Raw genomic sequence first — 23,320 nt, 5'->3', positions numbered from 1 at the left:
ATGATTCTCAACAACAAAACTCCCGTCGGGGAAGTTCGCCCCAGCCAGTTGCTGTGGACCTATGGGCCTGGGGCACTGATCGACCTACCGAGCCTCTCTGTGGTAACGCTTGGCATCGACAGATGGGAAAAGGACCGCTGCCAGCCGATTCAAGAGGCACGGCTTTTGGCAGCCGTTCGAAAGGTTCTCGGGGCGCAGGTCGAAAATTTGCGGATGCCGCCATTCCGATTGAGTGAAATAACTGACCAATATTCTCCGGAGGCGACCATTGGTGTTCCTGTGCGGCCATTTCCGCGGTGGATGCGGTGTGTGAAGTGCGGTTTGCTGTCGCCCTTTGATGCCGGGCTGTTTGAGATCAAGGAAAGTCGGTACAGACCCGAGCGAACCCGCTTTGTGCACAAAGGTTGTCGTGGCTCAAAAGGGGACCAACCGGCCAAGGATGCGGATGCCGTTCCCGCACGTTTCCTGCTGGCCTGCCGCGACGGTCACCTTGATGACTTCCCTTGGCACTACTTCGTCCATGGCGGTAACAGTTCGTGCAAAGGCACTCTGCGCTTCTTCGAGAGCGGCGCGTCGCTGCAAACGGAAAATCTCTGGGTGAAGTGTGATGCCTGTGGTGCATCAAGAAGCATGGCGCATGCATTCGGCAAGGCGGGGAAAGAGAATCTGCCGCGTTGCCGAGGGCGACATCCCCACCTTGACCACTTCGACAACGAATGTGACGAGGAAGCACGCGCGGTTCTATTGGGAGCCACCAATAGCTGGTTCCCGATAACGCTCTCGGCTCTCGCTATTCCCCAGACCAAAGACCCACTCAGCCAACTGGTCCAGGATGGTTGGGAGTTTTTCGAAGATCTCGATTCCGAGGCCGAGGTCTCGGTGACAGTGAAGACCTTGAAGAAGACCGGGGCGTTGCCTGGAATCGACAAGTATCCGGCAGCGTCGATCTGGTCGGCCATTGAGACGCACCGCAAAGGCGGCGGACAGGAGGTCGTGGGCGAGGCCGACATCAAAGGACCTGAGTGGGATGTACTGACAGAGGCCAACCCGCCCACGGACTACCCGCACTTCATGAGCAAAAAGGTCGGCACGCCACCGGGATTCAGCAGCCATATCAGTCGAGTCTTGCTCCTTGAGCGCTTACGTGAAGTGAGCGCGTTGCTGGGCTTCACTCGTGTCGAAGCCCCCGAAGAGTCCGGCGACCCGAATGAGCGTCCTCAAATGGCCAGCCTGTCGCGCAGCAAGCCCGATTGGGTGCCAGCCAACCAGGTTCATGGCGAAGGGATTTTCGTTCAATTTGATGAAGCCGCGCTCATCAAGTGGGAAGCTTTGGATGGCGTGAAGAACGTCGACCAGATGCTCCGTGGTGGTCATAAGGGATGGCGTAATTCGCGTCATCTCGACCCGAACGACGGCTACCCCGGCATTCGCTATGCAATGCTGCACACGCTGTCTCATCTGCTGATTCGCGAGCTGGCGCTGGAGTGTGGATACAACGCTGCGAGCATTCGAGAGCGCATCTATGCCGATACGTCGGGCGACAGCCCGCAGGCGGGCATCCTCATCTATACCGCAGCAGCAGATTCAGACGGGACGCTGGGCGGCCTCGTTGATCTTGGTAAACCAGAAAACCTTGGTCGCCTGCTGGAGCAAGCACTGAATCGTTCGAAGATTTGCTCATCCGATCCGCTATGCGCAGAACATGATCCCGAAAAGGATCGCTCCCTACATGGGGCTGCTTGCCATGCATGCGCTCTAGTGGCAGAGACCTCTTGCGAGCGGGGCAATCGCTATCTGGATCGATCGCTACTCATGCCAACACTTGAACGCGCCGCCGCCGCTTTGTTCAAGGGCTTCTGACATGGATGAACTCTTGGATGCCATTGCAGCCTTGGTCTCTCTGGTCTCGCCCGAAAAGGTACTGGCCGTTGCCGCACGCGTTCGTCGAACCGATGCCAGCAAGGCTGCGACGGCGTTGTCGAGTGTGGTCGGAACCCCGGTGGCCAGCACCGTGGTCGAGCAACTTGCGGTTGCCTGGCAAAACACCAAGGTCGGCTCGGACGAACTGGCATCAATGCTTCTTGTTGCCAGTCACGTTTACAGCAAGGCAGCTTCTGAGCAATCAACGGAACTCGTATGGACTGGCCCGACGACGCCTTTCGTATCGGCTCGTCGTACCGAGCAAGCGCTTTTGCAGGTAATCAACTCCGCTGAACAGTGTCTGTTCATCACAAGCTTTGTGGCCTACGACGTGTCGACCATCGTCAAGGCATTGAATGCGGCAAGTAATCGCGGTGTGGCCATCTCAATGCTTCTCGAATTGTCTCAGGATCACGGCGGTAGCATATCCTTCGATGCAATAGGCAAGATGAGAACGCAGGTTCCGGCCGCCAAACTCTATGCTTGGCGCGACAAGGCCGATCAGTTTTCCGATGGCCGCGTTCACGCCAAAGTCGCCGTTGCAGATGGCAGGACGTGTTTCATCACCAGTGCGAACCTCACCGGACACGCTATGGAAAAAAACATGGAGGCTGGCGTACTGATTTCTGGTGGACGAATAGCGAAATTGCTTGATGAACACCTGCGCTCACTCGTCGACACGAAAATTGTCTCCCCGGTTTGACGATGCTACGTGTGAGCAGTCCTTTGTGCCTGTATTGAAATAAGGAATCTTATATGTCAGGTGAGTACGAAAAGGCCATTTCTATCGATAAGGCAATCCAAAACATTGTCTCTCGCCGGTATCTCCTGCCCGCGATACAGCGAAAATTCACATGGAGCACGTCCCAGATCGAAGTGCTGTTTGACTCGATTATGCGTGGTTATCCTATCAACACCTTCATGTTCTGGGAGGTGAGCGATGCGGAGGTCAAGAGCAACTTCCGCTTCTACCAGTTCTTGGAAAAGTACTGCGAACGGTTCGGGGAAAACAACCCGGACTTCGATACAAAGGGACACGGAAATTTCCAAGCTGTCATTGATGGCCAGCAGCGACTGACTTCTCTGTATATTGGCCTGAAAGGCACTTACGCGTATAGGTTGCCTCGCAAATGGTGGCCAAAAACTCAAGATGATTCAGTTTTGCCCCCAAGGCGGCTCTATCTGAATATCGCGGCGCCATTGGACGAAGAACGTAACGAGGAGATGATGTCTTTTGAGTTCTCCTTCCTGACCAAGCAAGAACGAGAAAAATCTACCGCCGGCAAATGTTGGTTTCTTGTCGGTGATGTGCTGGATCTCGAAAAAGTGGAGACAGCAGACCAGGTTCTAGACGTAGTCTTGGCCCACCTTGAAACGGTTGGCATGTCGTCGAACACTTATGCCAGAAAAACACTGACGCGGCTCTATTTCGCTGTTCGATGCGACACCCTGATTCATTACTACAACGAGACCAGTCAGAAAATCGACCACGTCCTGGATATCTTTATTCGCACCAATCACGGCGGGACGCCACTATCATTTTCCGATTTGCTGATGTCGATCGCCATCGCGAATTGGAAGAAGGATGCGCGTCAGCAGATCGACGATCTGGTGGACAAGGTCAGGTTTGGCTCTGATATGGAGTTCTCAATTGATCGCGACTGGATATTGAAGGCTGCGTTGGCGTTGACGGATGCCGACATCCGTTTCAAGGTCGAAAACTTCGCCGGTGCGCAGGTTGCCAGAATTGAGAGTGAATGGGATGAAATCAGTGCCTGCATCTTGGAGACGTTCCGACTAATCCGGTCGTTTGGTCTCAACGACGCATCTCTACGTGCAAAGAACGCCGCCATTCCCATTGCTTACTACCTGTATCACAAAGGTCGTGATGCCTTCGCTGAGAAGAAGGGGGTGTTCTCAAGCATCAACAAGCAAGCGTTTCACGTACAAGATCGAAAACTGATTCGGCAGTGGCTGCATATGTCATTACTCAAAGGCGTTTTCGGCGGCCAAGGTGATGCACTGCTGACGAACTTGCGCAAGATTATCAAGACCAATATGTCAGCAGAGTCATTCCCTCTGACGAAGATCATCGAAGACTACCGGGGGCATAGCAAAGATCTGCTTTTCGATGATGACTTCATCAGCCGATTGCTCAAAACCCAGAAAGATGATGCGTCCTGCTTCTCCATCTTGGCATTGCTAATGCCAGACCTTGATTACACACGAGCACTGCAAAAAGATCATATCCATCCAGAGGCATCCTTCAGACCCGACAAGCTTTCCCAATGCGCCTTTTTGAGAGGAAAACAAGATGTCATGGATTTTTTCCTAAATCGGGAAAACTGGAACAGCATCGTCAATCTTCATCTCTTGGATGAGTCTAGAAACAAATCAAAACAGGATCGGCCATTTGCTGAGTGGCTCAACGAGCAAAAAGGACTCAGCCTGGACGGACTACTCATCCCGGCAGATGCGCCACTCGATTTTGAGTCTTACCCGTCCTTTGTTGAAAAGAGGTCCCTACATCTCTCCAAAATGCTCAAGGAACTGGGTAAGGAATGACTGCGTTTGGTCTCTTTCATTGAAAAGCCAAGTCTAAGCACCACTAGCTCTGTCTTTGCCGGGTTGGTAAACGCAGTAGGCCAGCACCGCTGCAGGCCCTGGTATTACGGGCGCTAGGCAGAATTGAGCTACCGATCCGTGAGTAATGAATTCCAGAAACAGTTCAAAGCGCTATCATCACGCTCTACAACGGATTTTCGCCCGGGAGTCATTGATGAAATTCGCGTACACATGGCGTACACAGAACCACGAAAACAAAAAGGCCACTCCGAAGAATGGCCTAACTGTTTGATTTTACTGGTGCCCCCGAACGGAATCGAACCGCTACCTGATGATTACAAATCAACTGCACGACCTTCATGCTACGGGGGCCCAAGTAATGGGGCGCGATTATAGCTTGAACATTGAAATTTCGACATGAGCACTCTCACCAATCCCTTCGAGATCGCCCGGGAAACCTTGCGCCTACTGGCAGTCCGCCGCATTCCACCGTCGCCGGACAATTACCAGACTCTCTATCACGAGATTGCTGGAACCAAGCCGGCCGGCGCTTTGTTTCCCGAAGTCCAACTGCGCTCGCTGGCAGCCGCCCTGCCCAAGGCGTCACCCGACCAGTTACGTTTGGCCCGGCAACTCGAAGAAGCGGTCAAGGCTGCCAATTGGGATGACTACAAGAAGTATCTGAGCGATTTCGTCGCCGGCCTTGCCGAATCCCAAAAACTGGCCTGGTCAGAGTTGATAGCCGATTTGCTGCGCCTGTGGGATGCCAAACATCCGGGGCTGACCTCGGCCCGCAAGAGAGAGTCGCTCGAACACGTGCTGACGAGCAATGCTGCTAATCCCGATACGTTATTCACCCGCTTGCAGAGCCTGCTGCGCTCGTGGGGCCAAGGCAAGGAGGCGGAAGCAGTCAATCCCGCCGAAGCTGGCAATTTCGAAATTAGCTCAAATTCCGGGTTGACCGTAACAACGAACGATCTACTGCCCGAACTACGCGAATTGTTTGCCTTTACGCTCGAAACGGCGATGGCCACGCAACTGCTCGAAAGCCCGCAGCTATCGGCAGATGCCAAAGTGCTGGCCAAAGACATCCGTACCGCCAGCAGTCCGACCCAGTTGCAGGAATTCCTTACCCGCCTGAAGCGCTTCGCTTTCAAGCTCGAGCTACTGGCCGAAGACCAGGCAGAGCTCCGCCACAGCCTCCTTGGCCTGCTCCGCCTGCTGGTCGGCAACATCACCGACCTGGTCCTCGATGACCACTGGCTGCACGGACAGATCGAGGTGGTGCGGGAAATCATCGACAAGCCGCTATCGCAGCGCGCCCTCGATGACGCCGAACGGCGGCTAAAGGAAGTCCTCTACAAGCAAAGCCAGCTCAAGGCCAGCTTGTCGGAAGCCCGGGATGCCATCAAGAGCATGCTGGCCGGTTTCGTCGATCATCTCGCCGACTTCGCCGAAGCGACTTCCGACTATCACGACAAAATCGAAAGCTGTGCCGGAAAAATCAGTTCGGCCACTGATATATCCCAACTGGAAAGCGTGCTTGGTGAAGTCATGCGTGAAACCAGGACGATCCAGATCAACGCCCAGCGCTCCCGCGACGAACTGCGGATAACCCAGAAAAAGGTTCAAGAATCGGAAGCACGCATCACTGAACTCGAACGCGAACTCGAAACCACCAGCGATCTCGTCCGCCACGACCAACTAACCGGCGTCCTCAACCGCCGCGGCCTAGAGGAAATCTTCACCAAGGAAGCAGCGCGGGCAACTCGCCACGAAACCTCGCTGTGCGTGGCATTGATCGACATTGACAACTTCAAGAAGCTCAACGACTCGATGGGCCACGACACTGGCGACGAAGCACTCATCCACCTCGCCACCATCTGCCGAGAAACGCTACGCCCGCAAGATACCGTCGCCCGTTATGGCGGCGAGGAATTCATCATCCTCCTGCCGGATACACCGCTAGAAGATGCGGTAATCGCCCTCACCCGCCTCCAGCGCGAGCTGACCAAGAAATTCTTCCTGCATGCTAACGAGAAGGTGTTGATTACTTTTAGTGCGGGGGTCACCCAGATGCACCCAGAAGATATGCAGACCAGCGTAATCAAGCGAGCTGACGAAGCGATGTATCAGGCAAAACAAACGGGGAAAAATCGAGTTGTGCACACACCTTAAAACGCTACCCAATTTACCTGAAATTGCAGATTGCCAAGACCTGCTTCGGCGAACTGCAGCAGGAATAACTGGTGGTATAAATTCTTCCCTGAGGCTGGGAAAAAGCCAAAGCGAGTTCAAAACATTTCCGACCCAAATAAAGCCGATTTCAATATGAAAGCTGTGATTCTTGCAGGAGGCCTTGGCACTCGAATTTCGGAAGAAACCCATCTGAAGCCGAAGCCCATGATTCACATTGGCGGGAAGCCAATACTCTGGCACATCATGAAGTGCTACTCGACCTACGGCGTAAATGAGTTCGTGATTTGCTGCGGTTACAAGGGTTACATCATCAAGGAGTATTTCGCCAATTACTTCCTGCACATGTCCGACGTCACCTTCGACATGTCCCGCAACGAGATGGAAGTGCACCACAAGAAGGCCGAACCTTGGCGCGTCACCTTGGTAGACACCGGGGAAAACACACAAACTGGCGGACGCCTCAAGCGTATCGCCCCTTATATCGAAAAAGAGGAAGCCTTCTGCTTTACTTATGGCGACGGCCTCAGCGATGTCGATATCGCCAAGACCTTGGCGTTCCATAAAGCCCACGGCAAACTCGCCACGGTGACTGGCGTCAGGCCACCTGGTCGTTATGGGGCAATCGAACACACCAACAACCTGGTCACCGGCTTTATTGAAAAACCGCGCGGCGACGGCGGGCTGATCAATGGCGGCTTTTTTGTATTGTCACCGAAGGTACTGGATTTCGTCATAGGCGACCAGACCAGTTGGGAAGGCGAGCCACTGACACAATTGGCAACGATGGGTGAAATGATGGCCTACGAGCACGACGGCTTCTGGCAACCGATGGACACCCTGCGGGAAAAAAATCTCCTGGAGGAGCTTTGGCACAGCGGCAAAGCCCCTTGGCACATCTGGGAGTGACAACGGTGCACCCGGATCGCAATTTCTGGCATGGCAAGCGCGTTCTGCTCACCGGCCACACCGGCTTCAAAGGTGCCTGGCTGACGCTATGGCTGAACCGGCTAGGCGCCGAGGTCACCGGCATCAGCCTGCCCCCCCATACCTCCCCGAGCCTGTTCGAACTAACCGGTCTTCAAGCCTCCTGTCAAAGCCATTATTGCGACATCCGCGATGCCCAGGCCATCGCGATGCTAAGCGCCAAGGCGCGGCCCGAGATCGTTTTCCACCTGGCTGCGCAACCGCTCGTGCGGGCCAGCTATCAGCAGCCACTGGAGACTTTTTCGACAAATATCATGGGCTCGGCCAACCTCCTCGACGCCCTGCGCGGCTGCGACACGCCCCGCGTTGCAGTGATGATCACGACCGACAAGGTCTATCGGAACAACGAGTGGCCCTGGCCGTATCGGGAAAACGACACGCTCGGCGGCCACGATCCCTACAGCGCCAGTAAAGCCGCCGCGGAAATCGTCATCGAAAGTTACCGCAAGTCCTTTCTCGCTGAACAAGGCCTAGCGGTGGCCAGTGCCCGGGCGGGCAACGTGATTGGCGGTGGCGACTGGTCTGTAGACCGGCTGATTCCCGATGCCGTACGTGCCTGGCAAGCCGGCACCACCCTCGAAATTCGTTGCCCGCAAGCCGTTCGTCCTTGGCAACATGTTCTCGATCCGCTTGCCGGCTATCTTGTACTCGCCCAGAAGCTCTGGGAAGACGCTGGACTGGCAGGAGCCTACAACTTCGGCCCTCCCTCACAGAATGCAGCTACCGTTCGCGAAGTGATTGAACTTGCGCGAGGCGAACATGCTGAAGCCAAAGTGCGGTACGACGAGGAAGACAAAGGGCCTCACGAAGCCCAATGGCTAACTCTGGAAACCGCAAAGACAATTCATAACCTCAGCTTCCAGCCCATTCTGTCGCTCGCTGACTCAGTCCAGCTAACCATGGAGTGGTATCGCGCCCAGCGCAACGGCGAGGATTCCCGGCAGCTTTGTACGCAACAAATCTCTGCTTACGAGTCCGTGCTGTGAGCGGCTTTGCCATTGCCGAATTGCCACTGCCCGGCCTGAAATGCATCACCCGCCAACGCATCGGCGACTCCCGCGGTTTTCTGTCGCGCCTGTTTTGCCGGGAAGAACTTGCCGCCGCCGGCTGGCAAAAACCCATAGCCCAAATCAATCACACCTTTACTGCCCAACAAGGCACTGTTCGCGGGCTGCATTTCCAGAGACCACCTCACACCGAGATGAAACTCGTCAGTTGCATTCGCGGCGAAATTTGGGATGTAGTGGTCGATGTGCGAACCGGATCTCCCACCTTTTTGCACTGGCACGCAGAACGCCTTTCTGCTGAAAATGGTTGCGCCCTGCTAATTCCAGAGGGCTTTGCCCACGGCTTCCAGTCCCTGAGCGACGATGTGGAGTTGCTGTATTGCCATTCGCAAGCGTACTCTGCTGGCGCAGAGGATGGCCTGAATCCCGGGGATGCGCGTCTCGGTATTACATGGCCGCTGGCAATAACGAACATTTCGGCTCGCGATGCCAGACATCCGCTGATCGAATCGGGATTTGAAGGAGTACTAGCTTGAAATGCCGTCACTGCGGCAGTGATTCACTCATGCCATTTCTGGACCTGGGCAACGCCCCGCCCTCGAATGCCTATTTGACTGAAGCAACCCTGCGCGCACCGGAAATCTGGTTCCCCTTACGCATCCTGGTGTGCAAGCGCTGCTGGCTGGCGCAGACCGAAGACCATGCGGGCCGGGAGGCTTTGTTCAGCCAAGACTACGCTTATTTCAGCTCTTTTTCGACGACCTGGCTGGCCCATGCCGAGCACTACGTTAGCCAGATGATCCAGCGTTTGGGCCTGCATACCGGCAGCTGCGTGGTGGAGGTAGCCGCCAATGACGGCTATCTGTTGCAGTACGTGCGACAAGCCGGCATTCCCTGTTATGGCATCGAGCCCACAGCCAGCACCGCCAGCGCTGCGCGCGCCAAGGGCATCGAAATTGTCGAGCGCTTCTTTGGGATCAATCTTGCTGATGAGTTGGTGCAGGCCGGCAGACAGGCCGATTTGATCACGGCCAACAATGTACTGGCCCACGTACCGGATATTAACGATTTCGTCGCGGGCTTCGCTCGCTTGCTCAAACCCCAAGGCGTGGTCACGTTTGAATTTCCTCACCTGCTGCGTATGGTGCAGGAAAACCAGTTTGACACGGCCTACCACGAGCACTATTCCTACCTGTCCCTGACCTCCGTGCAGGGCATCTGCACGGCCAACGGAATTGCTGTATTCAATGTAGAAACCTTGCCCACTCATGGCGGCAGCCTGCGCGTAATCGCCCAGCGCAGCGATACGGGCACTCATGCGATCAGCCCGGCGGTAGTAGCATTGCTAGCTACTGAGGCCGCGGCGGGCATAAAGACGCCGGGGTTCTACCAGGCGTTCCAGCACAAGGCAGAGCGGGTCAAGGATGACCTGTTGCTATTTCTGATCGATGCCAAACGCGAGGGGCTGAAAGTTGGCGCCTATGGTGCGGCCGCAAAGGGGAATACCCTTCTCAACTTCGCCGGCATCCGACCAGACCTGCTTCCCTACGTAGTGGATAAAAACCCTGCCAAGCAGGGCAAGTACATGCCCGGCAGCCGAATCCCCATTGTCGATGAGGCTCACCTCAACGCACACTGCCCCGATCGAATCCTGATCCTGCCTTGGAACATTGCTACCGAAGTCCGCGCTCAACTCACCGAGACTGACGCACGATTTGTCACAGCCATCCCCTCCCTGCAAATCCAATGACCCGGATCATTCTCGTCACTGGCGGCAGCGGTTTCGTAGGCAGACAAATACTCAAAACACTGGCCGGGGAACCAGTGCGCTTACGCTTGGTGGCTCGCACGCCGTCCCGACTAGCCTTCACTGCTGCCTGGAAAAATGTCGAGCGCATTATCCCAACCCCAGATATGTTTGCCGAATCGGCGGACTGGTGGCAGGAGGCATGCGCCGGAGTAGACACCTTGATCCACGCTGCTTGGTACGCCGAGCCCGGCCATTACCTCCATTCCCCGTTGAACCTGGATTGCCTGATTGGCACCCTGGAGATGGCTAAGGGGGCCGTGGCCGCGCACCTCCGCCGCTTTGTCGGACTAGGTACCTGCCTGGAATACGCCGCCAGCAACCACCCTCATCCCAGTGACGCCCCCCTTTTGCCTCAGACCCCCTACGCCGGCGCAAAGGCCGCCACATATTCGGCACTGGCTCAATGGCTGCCGTCGCTAGGAGTGGAATTTTGCTGGTGCCGGTTATTCCATCTCCACGGCGAAGGCGAGGATCCCCGGCGCCTGATGCCCTACCTTCGCGCCCAGATGGCCGCCGGAAAAATCGCTGCCTTAAGCCCGGGCACCCAGACCCTGGATTTTCTGGATGTCGCCCAAGCAGGCCGGATGATCGTCGAAGCTGCCCTGGGCGACGCACAAGGGGCAACTAATGTCTGCTCCGGCAGTCCAATTACGGTGAAACAAGTGGCAGAACGCATTGCCGACGAATATGGCCGTCGGGATTTGCTGGATTTTGGCACCCAATCGGCCAATTGTGCTGCTTCCCATCTGGTTGGCATTCCCGGTCAAGCACACTCAACCTACGCCTCCGGAAACGGGAAAGGAAAACCATGAAAGCGAAGCTGATACCTCGCATCAACCTGGAAGATCGCACTCCTTTGCAAGAGGTAATTCCGTTGGATACTCCTTTCGTGGTGTTCGTGGACCCGGCCAGCGCCTGTAACTTTTCCTGCCCCTTCTGCCCTACAGGCCACCAGGACCTGATCGCTGAAACAGGACGTTTTCAAGGTGTGATGAAAATGCCCATGTTCCAGAAGATCATCGACGACCTTGGAGAATTCCCTCGCCCCATCAAGGTTCTGCGCATGTACAAGGACGGTGAGCCCTTTCTCAACAAAAACCTGGCCGCCATGATTCGCTATGCCAAGGCCAGCGGACAGGTCGAATACATTGACACTACCACCAATGGCTCTCTGATGACTGCGGAACGGCTAGGCCCGATCCTCGAAGCAGGTCTCGATAAAATCAACATTTCGGTAGACGGCATGAACCGGGAGCAATACCGCCAGTTCACTGGTTTCGACTTCGACTTCGACAAGTTTGTCGAGCACGTCAAGTGGCTAGATGCCAATAAGGGAAGTTGCGAGGTGGCAATCAAGATTCCAGGAGAATTGATTTCGGAAGCCCAGCGCCAAGAGTTTTTCGACACCTTCGGCGACTACTGTGACCGCATATTTATCGAGAATTTCGCGCCTTGCTGGCCGGAGTTCGACGTGGAGGCTCATACCGGCATCAAGATCACTCAAGGTATTTATCAGCAACCGGTCAAACCGACCGACACCTGCCCCTATATTTTCTATTCGATTTCAGTCAACGCCGATGGCTTGGTCAGTTCTTGTTTCCTCGATTGGGGCCGAAAACTACTGGTGGGTGATACCAACCAGCAATCCCTCAAATCCATCTGGCACTCAGAAAAAATGAACGCCCTGCGCCACCAGCATCTGGCAGGCCACCGTAAGGAAAACTCCGTGTGCAGCACATGCGGCCAGCTAAGCCACTGCCTGCCGGACAACATCGACGCCTACCGAGAAGCGCTTCTGCCCAAATTCCTGCAATACGCAGGTAACATCCAAGCCTCCCCACCAGGCATGCTTGATCGCTCCGTGTTCACAATCCACCCGGCATGAGTTTTTCTCGCCCGATTCTCGAGGTAGCGTGTGCAGCAACGGGATAGTCACGCATGATCCATATTCTGCACATCACCCCCCACCTGGGAGGGGGCGTGGGAAAAGCAGTCTCGGGCCTGATCCGCCAATCCATGCTTACCAATGGCCATCACCACTCAGTCTGCGCGCTGGAATGGCCGGAAAAGACTCAGTTCACCGAGGCGCTGGAAGCTGCCGGATGTCCGGTTCGCCAGGCCCCCACGGCAGCGGAACTCCACGCAGCAATAGCTGCCGCCGACATCGTTCAAATCGAATTCTGGAACCATCCAGCCATCGTCCGTGCCCTATGTGCCCATCCCCTGCCAGCCATGCGGCTCATGGTCTGGTGCCATGTATCTGGCCTGTACCAGCCCGCCATTCCCTGGGGCCTGGTCCGGCAGGCGGAAGCATTCCTCTTCACCTCGCCCAGCTCTCTGGAACTGCTCCAGCGTCATGGCCCCACCCCGCAGGTCCACGTGGTGTCGAGCGGTGGCGGCATGGATGAAATGCCGCAGCCCCCCCGAAAATCCATCGACTCACTGCATGCCGGCTACTTGGGCAGCCTCAATTTTTCCAAGCTACATCCGAATTTCGTTCGCTTCCTTGCTGCAGTCGATCTGCCAGATTTCTCCGTGCGCATGATCGGTGACGAAATCAACCGACCTGTACTCGAAGCGCAATGCCGCGCTCTGGGGCGCCCCCATCTACTCGAATTTCTGGGCTACCGCAACGACGTGGCCAGTGAACTGGCCCAACTGGACGTTCTGATCTACCTCCTGAACCCTAGCCACTACGGTACGGCCGAAAACACCCTGCTGGAAGCCATGGCCATGGGCGTCGTGCCCATCGTGCTGGACAACTCATCTGAACGTCATATCGTCGAACATGATCGGACGGGACGGATCGTCCGCACCCCGGAAGATCTGGCGCGGGACATGGCCTGGCTAGCCGCATCCCCGGCGGATCGGTCCAGGCTGGCGGAGGCGGCGGCGACCATGGTCCGTGGACAGTACACCTACGCCCGAATGGCAGCAGCCTTCGACCAACATTATCGGGAAATAATCGTCCGGAAGAAACGCTCCCACGCCTTCCGTGACATTTTTGGCCCCACACCGGCCGACTGGTTCCTGGCTTTCCAGCCCGAAAACAGCTATTTCTCCCTTGATGGAGAAGCCGTTCCCCCTCCCGCCGGCGAACAGCCCAGCCTGTATGAAAGGACCAAAGGCAGCGTATTCCATTTCCTCGACTATTTTCCAGGCGACCCCCGGCTTTCAAGTTGGGGCGAAAAACTCCGTAAATATGGTCATGATTTTCCACACTGAACAATCCAGCCCATGTTTACAGTAGCCCAGACGAATGGATAGCCCTTACTCATCCCGCGACCTCTCCGCCCTTCCATCCCTTAACGAGGCCGCCAGCCTCCTGCATGAGATGGCCCGGGACCAGGTGGTGCGAGTCAGCAGGCCAGTGGACAAGCCCCTGGTGCTCTACGGCGCAGGAAGCCTGGGCCGCATGGCTCGGGAATATCTGAACCACGTGGGCATTCCCGTTCACCTGGTGGTCGACATGAATGCCCGGCAACTAAGTCAAGATGCCTACTGGGCAGGCATCCCCCTACTGCGCCCGGACGAAATCACACCGGACCAGCAACAGGGCACACTGCTCGCCCTGTGCATCGTCACGGCCCCCTACGCACCCATGGCTAACGAACTGGCATCTGCGGGCTGGAAGGACATCGTCCCTTTTTACGATATCGCCGAGCATTACCGCGACCGGCATCCTCTCTCGAACGGCTGGTTCGCAGCCCCCTTTTCCAAGCAGGATGAAGGCGCAATCGCTTCGGCCCTTGAATGCTGGAGCGATGACGTTTCCCGTGCCCACCACTTGCAATTCCTCGCCTGGCGACGCCTGCGGCAGGAGTGGAGTTTCCCGGATGCCCGCATCGATACTAGCAACCGCTTTTTCATCCCCGAAATGCTAGCCGCTCTGGGCCAAAACGAGCGTTTTCTCGACGCGGGCAGCTACGTGGGGCAGGTTATCGAGACCTTCCTTCTGCACACTGAAAAGCAGTTCGAGCACATCTGGGCCATCGAACCAGATGCCGGCAGTCGCGCCAAGCTACAAAGCCTTCTGTCGGATATGGAAGAAACCAGACGCCAGGAAATCGAAATCCTACCTTGGGCGATAACGGAAACAGAGGGCGAACGTCCCTTTTTCAGCGACCAGGGATATGCATCCCAGTGTTCAGACTTGGGTGGAGAACTAGTACCCTGCCGTGCCATCGACACCCTGAACCTAGCCCCTACCTTCATCAAACTACATTTGGAGGGCATGGAACTCCCCGCACTGCGCGGTGCCATCCGCACCCTGCGCCAGCATCGCCCTCTACTGACTGCCACGATCTACCACAACGATGATGGCCTATGGCGAACCCCCTTGTGGCTGCAGAATAACCTGCCTGGCTACGCCTTATTATTCCGCCTACATTCCTGGTGCGGAACAGGGGCAACCATTTATGCGCTTCCTGAGGAACGATGGCCGGCTAGCATGGAGGCCACAGAAACTGGCCTAACCCTTGCTGGCGACCCCGACCCATGTATGATTGCCGCCATCCTACGGGGCCACGACGAACTCCCATGAAAGCACAACTCAAGTCCAAGCTAAACCCGGAAAATAGGAGTGTCCTCCAGGACATCATCCCGCTTGAAACGCCGTTCCTCCTTTATGTGGACCCCTCCAGCGCCTGCAATTTCAAATGCGAGTTCTGCCCCACAGGCCACGTTGACCTGGTCCGGGGAGCCAATTACAAACGGCGCGTCCTCTCTCTAGAACTCTTTGAAAAATTCGTGCGGGATCTGGAAGCCTTCAGCAGTCCAATCCGGGTATTGCGCATGAACAAGATTGGCGAACCCTTGCTCAACAAGCATTTGCCCCAAATGATCCGTCTCGCCAAGGAAAGCGGCCGAGTAGGGAGCATTGACCTGGCCACTAATGCGTCTCTATTTACCCCAGTACTTTTGGAGGCAATCATCGACGCTGGGCTGGACCGACTCAATATTTCCCTGGAGGGCATAAACGCAGCGCAATATCGGCAGCACGCCAAGGTGGAGGTTGATTTCGAGGCCATCACCGCCTCTATACGCTGGCTTCACAACCATCGAGGTCATTGTGAAATCACGATCAAGGCCCCGGAAGACTATTTGAACGACGAGCAGAAAAAGGCATTCTTTGACACCTTTGGGAACTACTGCGACCGGATCTTCCTTGAGCGCCTCTCGCCTATTTGGCCGGGTTTCGACATGGAATCTCGAGTGATGAACTTCGTTCCCGCAAACAGCAGCGGCCAGTACGGCCAGAAAATAGAAACCAAGCAGGTCTGCACTTACATCTTTTACGCCATGGCCCTCAACGCAGATGGTACGGTCAGCGCCTGCTGCCCCGACTGGGGCCAGAAGCTGGTGGTCGGCGACTTGCACGACACGAGCCTGAAGGAAATCTGGAACTCTCCCGCCATGCACGCCCTGCGCCTCCAGCATCTCAAAGGGCGGAGGCACGACAATGAAGTCTGCCGAAATTGTGGTCACATCGCCCACTCCCAGATAGACGACATTGACCCTTGGCGGGAATCGCTACTGGAGAACTATCTCGCCCATTTCCCTGAAGCCTCCCCTCCCTCGCCCTCCATCTGAACAGAACGCCCTATGCCCCACCCCCCCGCACCCAACCGGTGCCCCGCTTGCCACGGCATAGCGCCCCATGCCTTGGATTGGCCATTCAGCGGTCTAGCGGAATCGGTATTCAACACCACGGTCGCCTTTCATGCCTGTCCGGAGTGTGGCCTGGTATACGCCGCCAATCTGGACGACGCCACCCTTGCCGGTTTCTACACCGGAGAGTGCACCTATTTCAGCAGTAATCACTTCGACATTAACTCCCGGGAAAACATCGAGAAATACAAGGTCTACCGAGGGCTGCTAGTGGAGGCCGGCCTGACTGACCGAGATATACTTGACGTTGGTTGCGGACGGGGCGGCTTCCTTCGATGGTTGAAGCAACATCATTGGCGAGGACTTTGCCACGGCGTAGAAGCTGACCCGCGTAGCATCCCCGAGGGGGAAACGCCTGAGAATCGCCTCTGCTTCTACCAGGGAGATGCCTTTCATCTACCCGCTGCAGACGCGAGCCAAGAGGTACTGACCTATTTCCACGTACTGGAGCATCTCCGGGATCTGGACCGAGCACTAAACGAAGCTAGCCGCGTACTCAAGGATGGCGGACATCTCCTCATCGAGGTGCCGGATGCGGAGCGCTATGCGGAATTGCCCATAGGCACTGCTTTCTGGTTCGGCATCCGCGAACACGTAAACCACTTTTCTCCGACCGCTCTCGAAAAACTACTGCGCCACCACGGCCTCGCCGTCCTGCGCCTCGACCGGTGCGTCCTGCCCACGCCGGAATTCTCTTACCCTTCGCTTTTGATCCTGGCGCAGAAGTCCGAAGGCACAAGTCAGATCGCAATGACCGCCAACAGCGCCATCGCGGACTTTCTGTTGAGTTCGCGGATCGCCCAGACCGCCCAAGCAGCCTTGGTTAGCGAGGTAATGGACCGCTTTGAGCGGAGTGTTTTTTGGGGTTGTTCGGCTCAACTATTCAGCCTACTACCCTTGCTTGACCTAAGCCGTGCCACCCTGTGTGACGTCTCTCCACTCAAGCAAGGTTCACACTATCAGGGCATGTCGATACAGGCACCGGCAGATATCCGTCCGGGCGGCGCGTCCCTGTTTATCGCCCCCTACCTTCATCACCAGGTTATCAAGAGAGCCGCCATCAGCCTAGGCTGGGGGGACTCCGAGATTTTTGCACTGGAATAACCCTCACGCCATGAATCCCATCTATCAATCCAGCCGGATCGCTGAACTTGTGACCGCCCAGACCCCCTTGGCGGGGGGCATTGAAAGCCAATTTGCCAATGGCATAGGCATTTACGGCGCCGGTTTCGTCGGTACCTGGGCACACCGCTACCTAGAGTCTCTAGGTGCGAAAATCAGTTGTTTTATCGACCGTGATCCGGCCAAGCAGGGCCGCCAGATCAATGGTGTAACCGTAGTCGCCCCCGAGTCGAAAGAAGCTGCCGGCGTAAAAACCCTACTCATCGCCGCCCGCCACGCGGTACAACAAGTGACAGCCGACATGACAGCTCCAGGCCGCCTCGCCATGTCCTTCGACGGCTATTTCGTCGTAAGAAATTACGCACACCTGGCGGCGGTGCGAGATCAGTACTTTTCAGATACTAAATCCATCGAAACCTTCAACGCCCTGTTGTTAGCCATGTTGTCCGGCTCCACTCGACACTGTCGTGCAGTCATGGTGAAGGACATGTATTTCTGCCTACCCGAATTTAGCGGCAACTTTGACGAGGTTTTCGTGGATGCGGGTGCTTTTGTCGGCGACACCGTGGAACGCTTCATCTGGGAAAACCTCGGCACTTTCCGCCACATTTACGCCTTCGAACCCGGCAAACGCCAGTTTGCCGCCATGGAACAGCGACTGGAGCGGCTTGCCGGAGAATGGGCCTTCAACCCTGGTTCCGTTTCCCTCGTGAATGCGGGCCTGTCCTCGGAGCGGGGCCGCATGGCATGCACCTTCGAGAATGATTTCCCACTGCGGCACGGCCTTGCCTCCGTGCCTCCAGAGACAGGAATCACCGGCGGCAATTTTTCGGAAGTATTCAGCTTAGACAGCTATCTAGGTGGGCAGCAAGTGACGCTCCTCAAGGCCGATGTGGAAGGGATGGAAATGGACCTGCTGCGCGGAGCTCGGGAAACCATTCTGCGCCATCGGCCCAGACTTGCCATTTGCGTTTATCACTATCCCAGTGATCTCCACGAAGTGGCCGAATATATCCGTGACCTCGTCCCCGAATACAAATTCAGCCTGCGCCAGCATGCGCCGATCTTCGGCGATTTCGTGCTTTACGCGTGGATAAACTGACACCACCTCGACTAAAAAAGCCAACCACCATCTCGGGCAAGGAATCAAGATCATGGGAAAATCTCCGCACCAGCAATTTCAAGACGATATCGACGCACGCGTCAGCCGATACCGGGAGTCCCCGGCCCTTCAAGAAGCTACGAGTGGCTTCTTCAACCAAATCGGTATCGGCAAAGCCGATTATGTTTATAACTTCCACTGGCTAGGCATCCCAATCATCCAAATCCCCCAGGATATCCAGGCTATGCAGGAAATCATCTGGCAGACCAAGCCAGATCTGATTATCGAAACTGGCGTAGCCTGGGGTGGCTCTCTGGTCTTCAGCGCCTCCATGCTTACTCTTCTCGAATCCTTCGGCCAAATCGATAAGGCCGAGGTGGTCGGCGTAGACATCGAAATCCGCCCTCACAACCGGAAAGCATTGAGTGAACACCCCTTGGCAAAGAAAATCACCCTAATCGAAGGCTCCAGCATTGAGGCAGGAATTGTCTCGGAAGTGCGCCGCATCGCTGCCCGCCACCAGCGCGTAATGCTCTGTCTGGATAGCAACCATACCCATGAACACGTACTTGCCGAACTGGAAGCCTATGCCCCCCTGGTTTCCTCCGGTTGCTACTGCATGGTGGGCGATACCATTATTGAGGATGCGCCCGAGAGCATGACCTCTCATCGCCCCTGGGGCAAAGGGAATAGCCCGAAGAGTGCTGTTTTCGAATATCTTCGGCGCCTAGATGCCTCCCCCCAACGAGGAGAGGATGGTCAGCTACTAAAATTTGGAGTCGACCAAATGACAGAGAACAAAATTCTCCTGACAGGCTCACCAAGTGGTTATTTGAAAAGAGTTTGAGAGTTATAAAACAGCTACTTACGCTCGATAAATTACTTCTCTACCACGAGAACATTAAAAATGTCATCACCGCCAGATTTAAATAAATCAATAAAATTAGCCGTCCTGATTCCAAGCGTTCGCTGGAATGCAAACACCCGCGGTCTCATCGCCTCAACCATTGGTACAGCAAATGAGGAGGTAGCCGTTCTGATTGGCGACAACAGCGAAAACAAAGAAAAAAAGGAATTTCTTAGAAAAATAAGCGAGATCAACAACAACATTATTTCAGTCAGCCACACCAAAAACATTGGAGCAACAGATAATCTTTGTTTCTTGCTTGACTGGTGCAAGGATGTCGAATATGTCGCGGTTACCGGCGATGACGACTGGATGACCTCCTGCTACTACCCAAATGCGCTGGAAACCTTGAAACAAAATCCAAGCGCAAGTTGCTGCGAAACCGGGACTGCTTTCGTGGATTTTGGCGACGGCAGGCCCTTTGAGATCAGCCAGCCATCGATGACTGGCACGACCATGATGCAGCGCCTGACAAAGTGGGATGCTGTGATCGCTCGAGTTACCATGTACAGCGCCTCGAAGAGGAGCGCTATTCAGGCCGCGGTAGATTTCCAGAAAATGACGCCTCTCCATGGTCTGACAATGGCGGAGAACCTGTGGGAGCTTAACCGATTGGCCGTCGGGGATTTCCTCAGAGTCCCTGCAACAAGTTACTTCATTCACTACCCTGCCCATGGGTCCAATCAAGGAAACCCGACTCAGCGCTTCTACAACTTGCTCTGCAGGGATGCAGGCCTGGCATTCCCCGCCTTGGATTTCATGGATTTATGCAGTGCAATCCAGTGTGCGTTGTTTCTCATGGGAAAACTCTCCCCCCTGCCGAATACCGAAGAACGGTTCGCGTGTGGACAGAAAGTATTTCGTCATATTTATTCCCAGCAATTCATAAAAAAATTCCGTAACGCAGCGCAAAAAAACAAGACTCTGGGCAACATCACAGACTCACGCCTGAGAGCCCGCCTGCTGGAACATATTTCCCCCCCCTACTCGGACAATCCAATCCTCACAGAGGACGTCATATCCCTCTTTGTCGACCTCATGGGCCATTTCCAAGTGGACCAGAGCGGCGTGAGTCTATCCCACCGCCTCAGGGAATTCTTCGACGAACTAATGACTTCGGCCACAGAAGTTTCCGCCCCTGAAAGATTTGCGATTACTGCAGACGAGAAGCGGAACGCCAGTGCCGAACACTCTTCACCGTGGTCTCCCATGGAGAGCCAAACCCAAAGCTACCCTTACGATACCTGGCTCGAAAATCGGAAGCTTGTGCGCTCGACGCAGCCAAGTCCAAAAACTCCTGCCATCTCGCAAGGCAATTTGCTGACAATCATCTGCCGCGCATCGAGCCAGCAGTTCATGCATTTCGCATCAACAATTGACAGCTTGGCGGAGTACGCTCCAGCCTGTTGGCAGTTAGTCGTGGTTTCCGACATTGAAGCACCGGAGGAGATTTGCGGCATCGACTGCATCCACTGGCTACACGCCACTGATACTCAAGCAATTAAGACAGGAATAGACCAAACGGTCGAGCGTCTAGGCTGCGACTGGGTACTCGAAATCCCCTGCGGCAGCAAGATTGACGCAAGCTTATTTGATGCATTAATGGTCATCGACCAAAAGACAATCAAAGCTGTGTTTGTCGATGACGATATATACGCTGAATCCGGTCAGCAAAAATCACCAAGATTCAAACCGGGCGTCAATCCTGCCGCCCTGCAGTCTGCAGACCTTGCTGGACCAATCTGCGTCCGCAATGACGTCTGGATAGCCACCGGAGGCGCCAGCCTTCGAAACGGCAGTCCGTGGTTTTCTCAACTACTCCGCATTGCCGACAGATTTGGCTGGGAGACCATAAAGCACATCCCAGATATCTTGATTTCATACCCCGACTCTTTTCCTAGCGATACTGAATCCTGCATGTTCGCGCTGGTTGAAGATCAGCAAGAAAAGGGCATAGACAGCGAAATTGTTCCTGCCACAGGTCAAAGCTGGTGCATTCGCTATCCACTAAAGCACGCACCGAGCATATCGATAATCATCCTATCCATCGGCCAACTCGATCTCCTTTCTCGATGCATTTCCAGCATCATTGAAAAAACCGAATACCCAAATTTCGAGATCATCATAGCCCTGACGAACTTACTGGGGGCACCAGATCTCGACATCTGGTTAAACAACACTGAACAAACCGACGAACCAAGAATCCGTATTGTCCGGACAGAAATCGACGGCAACTACGCAACACGCTGCAATGCAGCGGCAATGGCTTCATCCTGTGACTTCTTTTTATTCCTGAAAGAGGAAACTGTAGTTATTCAGGAAAAATGGCTGGAGGAACTGGTTCGAGCCGGAGCCCAACCCGGCGTTGGCGGCGTTTCTCCTCGAATGATCCAACCCGGCAGCGCCATGATCGAAAACGCGGGAAGCGTTCTCGGCCTGAATGGCATCGTCGGCGCCCCGTATCAAGGAAAAACAAAACTCGGAGAGGATCTGGGTTATCTGGACTGCATCCATGTTGCACGCGATGTAAGCACCCTGCCAGCAGCCTGCATGCTGATTCGCAAAGAAAGTTATCTCAAATCAGGAGGCATGGATGAAGCCGACCTGGGCAACTACCTTGCTGAAGCAGACCTTTGCTTGAAGATTCGCAGGAATGGCGAACGATTGATATATCAACCTCTTTCCAATATCGTCAGCAGTGATCCCAAAGAAGCGGTGTTCGATATTGACCCGAGTCATGTTGCAACACAGATGATTTCCGAAACACACGCGAAACAGGTGTTTTTCGAACGCTGGTATCCAGAGGCGGCTGTAGACCCCTTCTGGAACCCAGCCTTATCCCTTGCGACAAGCACTCCTGAACCTGAGCTTGAGTTTCGCGCGCGTTGGCGAACCATACCATCCAACCTTCCTCGTATTCTTGCTCACCCCCTTCCTAATGGCCAAGGCGACTATCGCGTCACCGCACCTTTAAGCGCGCTCAGCAAGGCTGGAATGGCTAGTGAATGCATGTGGAGACAGCGAATAAATGGGGAGCCGCGATTCCACTCAATAGCCGAGGTTATCCGCCTGAACCCTGATAGCATAATCGTTCAAAACTACACCATCACAGCTGCCTTGGCTGCGCTTCAGGAATGGGATGCTTCGGGATGCCGGCCGTTCACCGTTTATGCGCTGGACGATCTGATCACCGACATGGATGCAACCAACCCATTTCGCAAGGACATTGCAGCGAATGCACGCGCCCGCCTGCAGTACGCTTTGCGACGCTGCGACCGCCTGGTTGTGTCGACCGACTACCTGGCAGACGCATATCGTGGCTTCATATCCGATATTCAGGTTGTTCCCAATCGTCTCGAGCAAGCACACTGGCTCCCTCTTCGCAGTCTAAGACGCACGGGCACCAAGCCACGAATTGGGTGGGCCGGTGGAACTACGCACCAGGGCGATCTATTGCTCCTTAAGACGATTATCGAACAAACACGAGACGAGGCAGACTGGATTTTCTTCGGCATGTGCCCAGATGAGATTCGCCCCCTCCTTGCGGAATATCATGCACAAGTGAAATTCTCCGAATACCCGGCCTACCTTGCGTCACTAAATTTGGACATTGCTGTCGCCCCTCTGGCCGAGACATCCTTCAATAGAGGGAAAAGTAATCTTCGTCTGCTTGACTACGGGGTTCTGGGAATTCCCGTTGTCTGTACTGACATCGAGCCCTATCGAAACAGCCCTGCATGCCGCGTAAACAACTCGGTAGCGGAGTGGACCGAGGCGCTCCACGCACGCATCCATGATCCGGATGCACGGGAACGCGAGGGTGATGCCATGCGGTGCTGGGTTCTTGACGGCTATCTCCTAGAGAACCATCTTGAGGAGTGGCTGGAGGCGCATTTACCTGGCTAATGCAATTGCTCAAATATTTACCTAAAGTTTGCACTAGAGATGTCGTAAGTGAACTCGTCAGCAAACGAATTAAGTAACACCGGTGCGACAGAAAACGGAAAACGTGAGTAACCGCACCAAATGAAAAC

Annotated in this window: 17 protein-coding genes and 1 tRNA gene; 17 read left to right on the top strand and 1 reads right to left on the bottom strand. The window is 55.2% G+C overall.

All coding sequences use genetic code 11. The features are described 5' to 3' along the window. From drmB to KI613_RS04545, 3 genes are read left to right on the top strand one after another with little or no spacing between them, the layout of a single operon-like run. Entirely contained in the window at window positions 1–1,860 is a 1,860-nt protein-coding gene (drmB, locus tag KI613_RS04555; protein ID WP_226404022.1) for a DUF1998 domain-containing protein, read from the top strand. A gap of 1 nt (window position 1,861) precedes the next feature. After that, complete coding sequence (drmC, locus tag KI613_RS04550) at window positions 1,862–2,623, top strand: DISARM system phospholipase D-like protein DrmC (protein WP_226404021.1); 762 nt, start codon at window positions 1,862–1,864, stop codon at window positions 2,621–2,623. A 53-nt stretch (window positions 2,624–2,676) separates the two neighbouring features. Then, window positions 2,677–4,485: a DUF262 domain-containing protein gene (locus KI613_RS04545; protein ID WP_226404020.1), complete on the top strand. Its 1,809-nt coding sequence runs from the start codon at window positions 2,677–2,679 to the stop codon at window positions 4,483–4,485. Window positions 4,486–4,783: 298 nt separating this feature from the next. On the opposite strand, the gene KI613_RS04540 is transcribed toward KI613_RS04545, so the two are convergent. Next, window positions 4,784–4,857, bottom strand: a tRNA-Thr gene (locus KI613_RS04540). 45 nt (window positions 4,858–4,902) lie between these two features. On the opposite strand from KI613_RS04540, the gene KI613_RS04535 reads away from it, so the two are divergent. From KI613_RS04535 to KI613_RS04470, 14 genes are all read left to right on the top strand, one after another. Further along, entirely contained in the window at window positions 4,903–6,663 is a 1,761-nt protein-coding gene (locus KI613_RS04535) for a GGDEF domain-containing protein (protein ID WP_226404019.1), read from the top strand. A gap of 153 nt (window positions 6,664–6,816) precedes the next feature. Then, the gene (rfbF, locus tag KI613_RS04530; protein WP_226404018.1) at window positions 6,817–7,590 is read left to right on the top strand and encodes a glucose-1-phosphate cytidylyltransferase; all 774 of its coding nucleotides are present in this window, start codon (window positions 6,817–6,819) and stop codon (window positions 7,588–7,590) included. A 5-nt stretch (window positions 7,591–7,595) separates the two neighbouring features. After that, a complete protein-coding gene (rfbG, locus tag KI613_RS04525) occupies window positions 7,596–8,654 on the top strand; it encodes a CDP-glucose 4,6-dehydratase (RefSeq protein WP_226404017.1) in 1,059 nt (352 codons plus the stop codon). Further along, window positions 8,651–9,211, top strand: coding sequence for a dTDP-4-dehydrorhamnose 3,5-epimerase family protein (locus KI613_RS04520; RefSeq protein ID WP_226404016.1), 561 nt, complete (start codon window positions 8,651–8,653; stop codon window positions 9,209–9,211). The genes rfbG and KI613_RS04520 overlap by 4 nt, the downstream gene beginning before the upstream one ends. Before the next feature lie 29 nt (window positions 9,212–9,240). After that, entirely contained in the window at window positions 9,241–10,425 is a 1,185-nt protein-coding gene (locus tag KI613_RS04515; protein WP_404826982.1) for a methyltransferase domain-containing protein, read from the top strand. Then, entirely contained in the window at window positions 10,422–11,297 is an 876-nt protein-coding gene (locus tag KI613_RS04510) for an NAD-dependent epimerase/dehydratase family protein (RefSeq protein WP_226404014.1), read from the top strand. The genes KI613_RS04515 and KI613_RS04510 overlap by 4 nt, the downstream gene beginning before the upstream one ends. After that, complete coding sequence (locus tag KI613_RS04505) at window positions 11,294–12,370, top strand: radical SAM protein (RefSeq protein ID WP_226404013.1); 1,077 nt, start codon at window positions 11,294–11,296, stop codon at window positions 12,368–12,370. The genes KI613_RS04510 and KI613_RS04505 overlap by 4 nt, the downstream gene beginning before the upstream one ends. Window positions 12,371–12,423: 53 nt before the next feature. Continuing rightward, the gene (locus KI613_RS04500; protein ID WP_226404012.1) at window positions 12,424–13,710 is read left to right on the top strand and encodes a glycosyltransferase; all 1,287 of its coding nucleotides are present in this window, start codon (window positions 12,424–12,426) and stop codon (window positions 13,708–13,710) included. A 145-nt stretch (window positions 13,711–13,855) separates the two neighbouring features. Continuing rightward, window positions 13,856–15,028, top strand: coding sequence for an FkbM family methyltransferase (locus tag KI613_RS04495; protein WP_226404011.1), 1,173 nt, complete (start codon window positions 13,856–13,858; stop codon window positions 15,026–15,028). Then, window positions 15,025–16,077: a radical SAM/SPASM domain-containing protein gene (locus tag KI613_RS04490; protein ID WP_226404010.1), complete on the top strand. Its 1,053-nt coding sequence runs from the start codon at window positions 15,025–15,027 to the stop codon at window positions 16,075–16,077. Before KI613_RS04495 ends, KI613_RS04490 begins: the two co-directional genes overlap by 4 nt. A gap of 72 nt (window positions 16,078–16,149) precedes the next feature. Further along, window positions 16,150–17,259 (top strand): class I SAM-dependent methyltransferase, encoded by a 1,110-nt coding sequence (locus tag KI613_RS04485; RefSeq protein WP_226404009.1) that lies wholly within the window; start codon window positions 16,150–16,152, stop codon window positions 17,257–17,259. 10 nt (window positions 17,260–17,269) lie between these two features. Next, window positions 17,270–18,379 carry an FkbM family methyltransferase gene (locus KI613_RS04480; RefSeq protein ID WP_226404008.1) on the top strand — a complete coding sequence of 370 codons (1,110 nt, stop codon included), beginning with the start codon at window positions 17,270–17,272 and terminating at the stop codon, window positions 18,377–18,379. 52 nt (window positions 18,380–18,431) lie between these two features. Beyond that, window positions 18,432–19,226 carry a cephalosporin hydroxylase family protein gene (locus KI613_RS04475; RefSeq protein ID WP_226404007.1) on the top strand — a complete coding sequence of 265 codons (795 nt, stop codon included), beginning with the start codon at window positions 18,432–18,434 and terminating at the stop codon, window positions 19,224–19,226. A gap of 60 nt (window positions 19,227–19,286) precedes the next feature. Further along, window positions 19,287–23,192 carry a glycosyltransferase gene (locus tag KI613_RS04470; protein ID WP_226404006.1) on the top strand — a complete coding sequence of 1,302 codons (3,906 nt, stop codon included), beginning with the start codon at window positions 19,287–19,289 and terminating at the stop codon, window positions 23,190–23,192. Window positions 23,193–23,320: the final 128 nt, after the last annotated feature.

The sequence above is a fragment of the Ferribacterium limneticum genome, from assembly GCF_020510585.1.
GTDB lineage: Bacteria > Pseudomonadota > Gammaproteobacteria > Burkholderiales > Rhodocyclaceae > Azonexus.
This window is presented reverse-complemented; position numbering and strand designations above follow the sequence as displayed.